The sequence below is a fragment of the Escherichia sp. KCJ4928 genome (assembly GCF_004352695.1).
Taxonomy (GTDB): Bacteria; Pseudomonadota; Gammaproteobacteria; order Enterobacterales; family Enterobacteriaceae; genus ECMA0423.
The window spans coordinates 1-8889 of the sequence record NZ_SJWV01000165.1; the positions used below are offsets into that span (position 1 = coordinate 1).

General features: G+C 48.1%; 6 protein-coding genes and 4 pseudogenes. All 10 read left to right on the forward strand.

Annotation, left to right across the window (positions count from 1 at the left end):
* Positions 1-2577: hemagglutinin repeat-containing protein (locus tag E0D98_RS18665; RefSeq protein ID WP_205713025.1), on the forward strand; the 2577-nt coding region annotated here is incomplete at its 5' end.
* Positions 2564-2800 (forward strand): hypothetical protein, encoded by a 237-nt coding sequence (locus E0D98_RS18670; protein ID WP_000500956.1) that lies wholly within the window; start codon positions 2564-2566, stop codon positions 2798-2800. The genes E0D98_RS18665 and E0D98_RS18670, both read left to right, overlap by 14 nt.
* Positions 2801-2903: 103 nt before the next feature.
* Complete coding sequence (locus E0D98_RS18675) at positions 2904-3218, forward strand: hypothetical protein (RefSeq protein WP_000931686.1); 315 nt, start codon at positions 2904-2906, stop codon at positions 3216-3218.
* Positions 3219-3581: pseudogene (locus E0D98_RS27980) on the forward strand (type VI secretion system baseplate subunit TssE). It abuts the gene before it with no gap.
* Between the two features lie 140 nt (positions 3582-3721).
* Positions 3722-4336, forward strand: a complete 615-nt coding sequence (locus E0D98_RS18685; protein ID WP_276320437.1) for an Ail/Lom family outer membrane beta-barrel protein — start codon at positions 3722-3724, stop codon at positions 4334-4336.
* Between the two features lie 177 nt (positions 4337-4513).
* Complete coding sequence (locus E0D98_RS18690; RefSeq protein WP_024177317.1) at positions 4514-6259, forward strand: 3'-5' exonuclease; 1746 nt, start codon at positions 4514-4516, stop codon at positions 6257-6259.
* A 65-nt stretch (positions 6260-6324) separates the two neighbouring features.
* Positions 6325-6629, forward strand: a pseudogene (locus E0D98_RS27985) (hypothetical protein).
* A gap of 54 nt (positions 6630-6683) precedes the next feature.
* Positions 6684-6998, forward strand: a pseudogene (locus tag E0D98_RS27990) (type VI secretion system ImpA family N-terminal domain-containing protein); the annotation flags it as partial.
* Positions 6999-7328: 330 nt separating this feature from the next.
* Positions 7329-7509 (forward strand): annotated as a pseudogene (locus tag E0D98_RS27995) (ShlB/FhaC/HecB family hemolysin secretion/activation protein); the annotation flags it as partial.
* Between the two features lie 240 nt (positions 7510-7749).
* Positions 7750-8889: AAA domain-containing protein (locus tag E0D98_RS18705; protein WP_131890827.1), on the forward strand; the 1140-nt coding region annotated here is incomplete at its 3' end.

Consider the following 8889-nt stretch of genomic DNA (forward strand, 5'->3'; position numbering starts at 1 on the left):
GGACGACTGGCAGACGCGCAGGGCGCCGATGCCGGAAATAATAACACGGTGGGCATCAGCCTCTCTTACGGCAGCCAGTCTTCGAAATCAGAACAGCAGTCAGAGCAGACGGTGGCGAAGGGCAGTACACTGACCGCAGGTAATAACCTCAGTATTCAGGCCACCGGCTCCGGCGTGAAGGGCGTGGATGGTGACCTGACGATACAGGGCAGTCAGATAAAGGCCGGGAACAACATTCTGCTGCAGGCAAACCGTGACGTGAATCTGGTATCAGCAGAAAACACGTCAAAGCTGGAAGGAAAGAACTCATCCAGTGGCGGCAGTGTGGGTGTCGGTATCGGTGTAGGGGCCGGAGGCTGGGGTATCAGTGTTTCAGCCAGCGCAAACCAGGGTAAGGGCAGTGAAAAAGGCAACGGTACCACCCATACAGAAACCACGGTGGATGCGGGAAATCGGCTGACCATTATCAGCGGGCGGGACACCACGCTTACCGGCGCGCAGGCTGGCGGTGAAACGGTGAAAGTGGATGCCGGTCGTCATCTGACACTGACCAGTGAGCAGGACAGTGACCGTTATGACAGTAAGCAGCAGAATGCCAGCGCCGGAGGCAGCTTCACTTTCGGGTCCATGAGCGGTTCGGCGAGTGTGAGCCTCAGCCGGGATAAAATGCACAGTAACTACGACAGTGTGCAGGAGCAGACAGGGATTTTTGCCGGCAGGGGCGGGTTTGATGTCACCACCGGACAGCATACGCAACTGAACGGTGCGGTGATTGCGTCCACGGCAACGGCAGATAAAAACCGGCTGGATACCGGTACACTGGGCTTCAGTGATATCGAAAATCGTGCTGATTACAAAGTTGAACACCAGAGCGTGGGTATCAGCACTGGCGGCAGCATCGGTGGCCAGTTCGCGGGAAATATGGCCAACAATCTGCTGGTTGGTGCAAATCATGAAGGCCATGCGGACAGTACCACTCAGTCGGCTGTGTCTGCCGGGAATATCACCATCCGGGATACGAAGAGCCAGAAACAGGATGTGGCAGACCTGAACCGTGACGCAGCACATGCAAACCAGACGCTGTCCCCTATCTTTGACAGGGAAAAAGAGCATCAGCGACTGCAGCAGGCGCAACTCATTGGTGAGATTGGTAACCAGGTGGCAGATATTGCCAGAACGGAAGGACAGATAGCCGGTGAGAAAGCGAAGCGGGACCCGGCAGCACTGAATCAGGCCCGTGCAGAGCTTGAGGCAGCAGGAAAACCGTTTACGGAACAGGATGTGGCGCAGCGGGCCTACAATAACGGTATGGCGGCCTCAGGTTTTGGAACGGGAGGCAAATACCAGCAGGCGATACAGGCCGCAACGGCAGCAGTACAGGGGCTGGCCGGCGGTAATCTGAGTGCAGCCCTGGCAGGTGGTGCAGCACCGTATATTGCTGAAATTATCAAACAGACCACCCCGGACGGTGCGGGACGTGTGGCAGCTCATGCAGTAGTGAATGCAGCCCTGTCTCTGGCACAGGGTAAGAATGCTCTGGCTGGTGCCGCAGGCGCAGCCACCGGCGAGGTGGTGGGAATGATAGCCACACAGATGTACGGTAAGCCGGTGAGTGAACTGAGCGAGACAGAGAAGCAGACGGTCTCGACACTGGCAACGGTTGCTGCTGGCCTGGCCGGTGGTCTGGTGGGAGACTCGAGGGCTTCAGCGGTAGCCGGCGCACAGTCAGGTAAGACGACAGTTGAGAATAATTTCCTTGGAACAACATCTTCAGACAAGCTCGACAAAGCCGTTGAGAAAATTAAGAGCGGTGATAAGTCATTAGCGACAGCCAATGAGCTTATCAGGCTGGAAAATGCCGATAAGCGTAGCGATGCGCTGGTATCTAAATTCACCAAAGACCCTTCACAGATGACCAGTACAGAACGTGCTGAACTGGCAGCTTACTTGCGTGTATATGCTTCAGAAATGGAAAAGGAGTACGGTACAGCGGTGGCACAGGAGCTTGTTACCGGGTTACTGTCAGGACAGGACTATATAAAACGTAACCCTGATACTGAAGCAATGGCAAAGGCTCAAAGCATTATGAATACCTGGGGGTATCATAAGTCTAATGCAAGTATTGGTGATGCTCCTTTGTTGTTTGGAGGAAGCGTACTGGGGTTAACAGTGAAAGGTATGGCGACTAATGCAGCAATTGGTATCAGCGTAAACTCAGCTGCTCAGCTTGCTGGAAAAGATCCTTTCAGTTATGTGGATGCGATAATGGCTGGGGTGACAGCTGCAGCTACAACTGGTAAAGGCATCATCGTCTCAACTCCCATCAATATGGGCGGTGCTGCAATCGGTAGTAGTATCAAGGGAGAAGATCCAACTAACTCAGTTATTGGTGCTGGAGTTGGCTCGATCTTCGGCGGTGGTATTGGAAAAATTGCTACAGAACAACTGAAACCGGTTATTAAAGAAGGTAGTGCTGAGGTAATTGGGGCAGTTACGGGGGCTGTCTCAGGAGAAGTTACTGGCAACCAAGTAAAAGATAAACTGGACAAGGTAGGGAATAAAAATGGGAGCAATTAACATAAAAGATTTGGTTAAGCTTATTTTTTTATGCATAGGCTTGATGTTCGCTACAGTAGTAATGGCCTATTTATTAGCGTCAGTAATTGTTTATTTTAAAATAAACACATTTGATTTCAATTGGAGTGAGGCTCTTCCTGATGCCTTCAGAGTGGGTGGAGTTGGTGGGACAATCCTTGGTTTAGGTCTCTGGATAAAAGCAAAACTACAAGAAAGAAAATAAGATGATAAATAAGTCGATAACAATCTCAGCTTTTTGACTGGGGGGGTGAAAACAATATGCTGAACGTGATCAGAGTCGCGATGGTACCCGGGGACCGGGGCATGTGCTGAATGGCGACAATACAGACGAAAACAAACAGCCGAATCTGGGCAAGGACGTGGCGAGCGCTACGGACAAGGAGAAAGCTGAGCTTGGTGGTGCTGGTGCAGCACCGTATATTGCTGAAATTATCAAACAGACCACCCCGGACGGAGCAGGGCGTGTAGCAGCTCATGCAGTAGTGAATGCAGCCCTGTCTCTGGCACAGGGTAAGAACGCCCTTGCCGGTGCCGCAGGTGCTGCCACCGGCCAGGTGGTGGGGATGATAGCCACAGAGATGTGCGGAATATCCCCTGGTACTGTTACATGTAAAAGATAAATAACGAAGCTACATCCTTCTCTTTATGAACGGCTTTATATTAGTTTTGCTGACAAGATTGAGCTAAATCCGGCCAATGAAGAAGAGCAGGTTATTCTTTAAAGGTTTGATAACATGTAACACATTTTTAATATTCGGTCAGTAAGCCTTAAAAATTTACCTGGTTATGGGCTGACTGATATAACAAAGTAAATATTCGATGGGGAATGCCGGGTGCAATGAACAATGCATTAACGTATCGAAATAATGATGCAGGAGCAAACTCAGTCTGGTGAGTATACATTATGCCATTGATGCAGAGTTTAAAGGAACAGGGCTGGTTCGTTATGGAACAACATTTGTGCCTGAGGAAAGGGAGTGTAGTATCTGAGGCAACAGAAGTTTGTGGGGAGTTCGGTTTATTACCATGCTTGGTTTTTTGTCAGTGTGTTCAAATCGTCAGGTGATATATTTATAGTTTTTTGATGATGATTTCAAATAATGTTTTGTGATGTGTGGTCCTTTTGGATTTTCAGAAATCATTTATTAATGAAGGAGGGTTAAATGAAAAAAACGTTATAATTTCAGTAATGATATTATCTGTTATGAGTGGTTCAACACTGGCTGATAATCATACGCTATCGGCTGGTTATGCTCAGAGTAAGGTACAGGACTTTAAGAATATTAAAGGAGTGAATCTGCAATATCGATATGAGTGGGATTCTCCGGTCAGTGTTGTCGGGAGTTTTTCGTATATGAAAGGTGACTGGGCGGACAGTCATCGCGATGAAGCTGACGATTTTTACAGACAGCAGGCTGATATTAAATATTATTCATTTCTCGCAGGCCCTGCTTATCGTCTGAATGACTATATCAGTTTTTATGGTTTGGTGGGGATATCTCATACTAAAGCGAAGGGAGATTATGAGTGGAGAAACAGTGTGGGTGCTGATGAGTCTGATGGATATTTAAGTGAGTCTGTATCAAAAAAATCCACTGATTTTGCTTATGCTGCTGGTGTTATTATTAATCCGTGGGGCAATATGTTTGTAAATATTGGGTGTGAGGGAACTAAGGCAGATATATATGGAAAACATTCGGTCAATGGATTTACTGTTGGAGTTGGTTATCGTTTTTAATCATTAGACGGGACTGGATAATTGCACTTGCGTAGTGAAGTTTACTGAATGTTTGTATTTTAATGAAGTATTCGACATATTCCCTTCAGACGGAATATGTCGACGGTTATGATTTTACTGGAGCATGAGTATGTTATGGCGAAACTGATAAATATATCAGCGTCCACTGAGGAGAGAATGACGCCTGGGGAGAGGAGGGTGGCTTCACGACTGGAGAGCTTTCTGAATGATGACTGCCTTGTCTGGTACGATATTCCGGTGGGACGGAAAAACCGGCATCCGGATTTTGTCATTATTGACCCGGAGAACGGACTGGTATTTCTGGAGGTCAAGGACTGGACGGTTTCCACGCTGCGCCAGGTAAATCAGGAGCAGGTCACGCTGGAAACCGACGGTCTTCTGAAATCAGAAATAAATCCGCTGGTACAGGTTCGTCGTTATGCCTGTGATACGGTTAACGCCTTACCTGCAAACCCGTGCTTACGGCAGAATGACGGTCAGTATAAGGGACGGCTGAACCTGGCCTGGGCGTATGGTGTGGTGTTTACCCGCATTACCCGTCAGCAACTGAAGACACTGGCAGGGAATGATGAGAATGCGGTGGAAAAAATTTTTCCTTCAGCACAGACAATCTGCCAGGATGAAATGACGCAGTCTGTTTTACCTGAGGTATTCCAGCAAAAAATTGCCGGGATGTTTACCACGGGATTCAGAACCCGGGTGACACCCCGGATGAGAGATATTCTGCGCGCCCATCTGTTTCCTGAAGTGACCGTGAAACAGAACTCACAAATCAAAATCATGGATATTCAGCAGGAGATTCTGGCCAGAAATATTGGTGACGGGCATCGTGTCATTCATGGTGTGGCCGGTTCCGGAAAAACCATGATTCTTTTGTTCCGTTGCCTTTACCTGGCTGAAACCACACCCGGAAAGATTCTGGTGTTGTGCTACAACATTACCCTGGCCAGCTATCTGCGGGAATGCATTGAAGCCAGAGGGTTGGCGTCACGGGTTACGGTATCCCATTTTCACAGCTGGTGTGCCTCAATGGTAAAACGCCACGGTATTAAGGTGACGGCCGACAGAAAAGAATATCCTGATAAATGCTTCAGTGCACTGGAAGAGGCTGTGAACAGCGGAAAAATCACCCGAACCGGATATGATGCTGTACTGGTGGATGAGGGGCATGATTTTGACAGTCGCTGGCTGGCCCTGATTGCCCGTCTGTTTGATAACGCATCCCGTTCACTGCTCCTGATGTACGATGACGCCCAGTCCATTTACCGGCGGGAGCGGGCCCTGAACTTTTCTCTGGCCAGTGTGGGGATTCAGGCACAGGGACGCACTTCTATCCTGCCGGTCAATTATCGTAATCCGAAACGCATTCTGCACTTTGCTTATGCATTCTCGCGCGAGTATTTTGAAAAACATCAGAACCGTGAAATACCGCTCGTTCAGCCACAGGCGGGCGGTGAAGAGGGTACGGAGCCGGAAATCCTGCGTTGTGCTTCTGAACGTGATGAAGCCAGACAAGTTGCAGACTGGCTGGAGAAGCGCCATGCCCTGTGTGGTCACTGGAGTGATATGGCTGTTCTGTGTCCGGCAGAGTTTTCAGTGAAACCACTGAAAGAGGTTATGACACAACGCGGGATACCGTTTGCCACCTGCTTTGACAGTGAAGGTAAGAAGGCATACTCGCGACGTAAGGATGTGGTGCATTTACTGACGTACCAGAGCAGCAAGGGGCTGGAGTTCCCGTATGTGGCGGTTATCAATGCGTCTTTCGTTCACTCTGGTGCAGCGGATGAGTCTGAAGTGATTCCGGTGCTTTATGTGGCGTTCACCCGGGCAACCCGTGAATTACTGGTGACCTGTTACCGTGAAAACAGTATCAGTCGTCACCTTGAGGATTTTGCATAATACCGGATTATTTCTTTATTCCGGACTTTCATCATACTGTTATTATCAGGTTTATTTAATTCGCCATGAACCCGTTATTTAATGATATTCAGATGCGTCTTTTTATCTGAACCACTCGCCGTACTCCTGGCACTGGAATGTCAGATTTAGACCTCAGGAAGCCGTATATATTGGTAATGATGCCTGCCATCTTACCATTACCTGTAATCAGTCCGGTTTTCATTTAACCAGGGACGGACAACGGCTGTTCACTGAACGTTATATCAGAAACCTTAATGAGCTGTTAGCGGTTCTGAAACGGCGGTGGGATGTGACACCGGCAATCATCCGTGCCGTGGAATACCTTTCCCGGGTCCCGGTATTACACTGACACTCTTTTCGTCACTGTTAATCATGCTTTAATACAGTAACACTGAATCTGCCGATGACTTCTGAAGTGAAACTGAAAACCGGTGGTGACCCCAGGTCATTACCGGATTATGCTGCCCTGCGTGATGAAATCAGCAAACTGACCCACCCGGCACGTCCGGATGTGGACTGGCGTTACGTGGAAACGCTCTGCCTGCGTCTGTATGAACACAATGGCGTGGAATTACAGACGGCATCCTGGTACACCATCGCCCGGATGCATACAACAGGGTTAAGTGGTCTGAATGAAGGGCTGGCTCTGATTGTGGCGCTGACCCGGCATCACTGGTCAGTGATGTGGCCGCTGAATACCCACGCCCGGCTGGAAATTATTACCGGTCTGTTCAACCGTCTGCAAAAAACGCTTCGGGCCATGCCTCCGGACGACCATGACAACCTGCCCCAGCTGTATCAGACCGAAACATTCCTGAAGGCACTGAGTGACATACTGGCCCGGCACGAACTTAAACAGAGCAGTAAAGTGGCTTTACCGGAAGCCATGGTGAAGGGATATATCACCCGCCTGGAGAACCAGCCTGTGCAGGGTGAAGTATCGTCTCCGGTAACCCTTCCGGCTCAGGCACTCCGGTCTGATGCTCCGGACGTACAGGAATATCAGACCCTGCCACACTCCCGTCTGGTGTATGTTGTTTCTGAAACAAAAGCAGAGCCCACACCCTCCCTTCAGAAATCCCCGCCCACGTTTCTGAAACCGTTTGTGGCTGGTGTCTGTGCGGCATTGCTGGCGGTCAGCGTGGCCATTCCGGGGTGGCAGTTTCTGACACAGCCATCACCGGAGGAGCAGCATTTTACCTGGGGGGAATGGTTGTAAAAAGCAGTGAAAACAGTAAATACAGAGTATCGTGATGAATTAGTGCTCAGGGGCTATCAGTATTCAATAACGAGCGTATCGGCATCGCGTTCCTGTAATTCTGGTATTGACTGTTATGACTGATTTCAATGTATATATGGCAGGCAGAAATATGTTAACAGTCCCGGGGTTGTGGAAAATCCTCCGGAGCTAATATCGGGAGTGCCTTAACAATTTTCCGTAAGTTAAATGATAATTTCTGAGTGAGAATATGGTCACGATTTGTGTTGACGGTGAAAATAAGACTCATAAAATTACCGACTGGACGCTGTGGGCTGGAAATGACGACGGAGAGGTTATGCTGACCTGTCATTTTCGCAGCGGGAAAAAATATACTCGTCCGCTTTCTGTATGTCAGATAACGCCAACTGTAAATTTGCGAAATGTTTTCCTCGAAAGGAAAGGGGACGCTGTAACATCCCGGGCTGAACGGGTTATTATATATGGTGATAAATATGCTGCTGTTTATTACCGCGAGGGTGAACGACCCTACATTATGAAAACGACCGGCCTTGACTTTCAACAGTGTTCAGCATTTACAGAGCATGCCGTGTTTAATTACTTGTGTAGGGTGGCTAATGAACGTATTTTTTATGCTCGTGGTAATAACCGAAATATCGATGAGAATATCCTTAGGCAGATAAAGAAAATAGTTCCTCATCCGGATACCGCCTTGCATGCATACTGTTCAGGACAGAGTAAAAAACGTGATTCGCCATGGGGTTTGATTTTTCCGTTTGGTCTTAATGAAAGTCAGTTGCTGGCTGTCGAACGGGCATTTTCCTCACAGATTTCAGTTATTGAAGGACCACCTGGAACAGGTAAAACACAGACTATACTCAATGTTGTTGCTAATATATTAATTCAGAATAAAACAGTGGCAATTTTGTCCAATAATAACTCAGCTGTCAGTAATGTTTATGAAAAGATGGACAAACAGCAACTGGGATATGTGGTGGCACGACTGGGGAGTACGGAGAACAGGCAACAGTTTTTTTCAACGTCGATTTCGCGTTCTGAGGAAGTCTTACCTGACTCACCGTCTGCAAATGCGATTGATGATGTACTTCAACAAGTGAAAAAACACCTGAATGCCATTAACCAGGTCGCTTCGTTAAAAGCAGAAATTAATGAGCTGAATATTGAGTATAAATACCTGCAGCAATGGCAGAGTCAGAATCTTCGACCGGAGGAGCTTTTTCCTCACAAATATCGATTTTCCTCACAAAAAACAACCGACCTGATGGCTTATATTCATTACCTTTCTGACAGGCGGATTGGATTCAGAAACAGAATTGATTTGTTGTTAAACTTCAGGATACTGAAAGTCAAACCATTGATGATTCCGGAG

Coding starts and splice junctions, on each gene's coding strand:
- E0D98_RS18670 (WP_000500956.1), top strand. CDS start 2,564: ATGGGAGCAATTAACATAAAAGATTTGGTTAAGCTTATTTTTTTATGC.
- E0D98_RS18690 (WP_024177317.1), top strand. CDS start 4,514: ATGACGCCTGGGGAGAGGAGGGTGGCTTCACGACTGGAGAGCTTTCTG.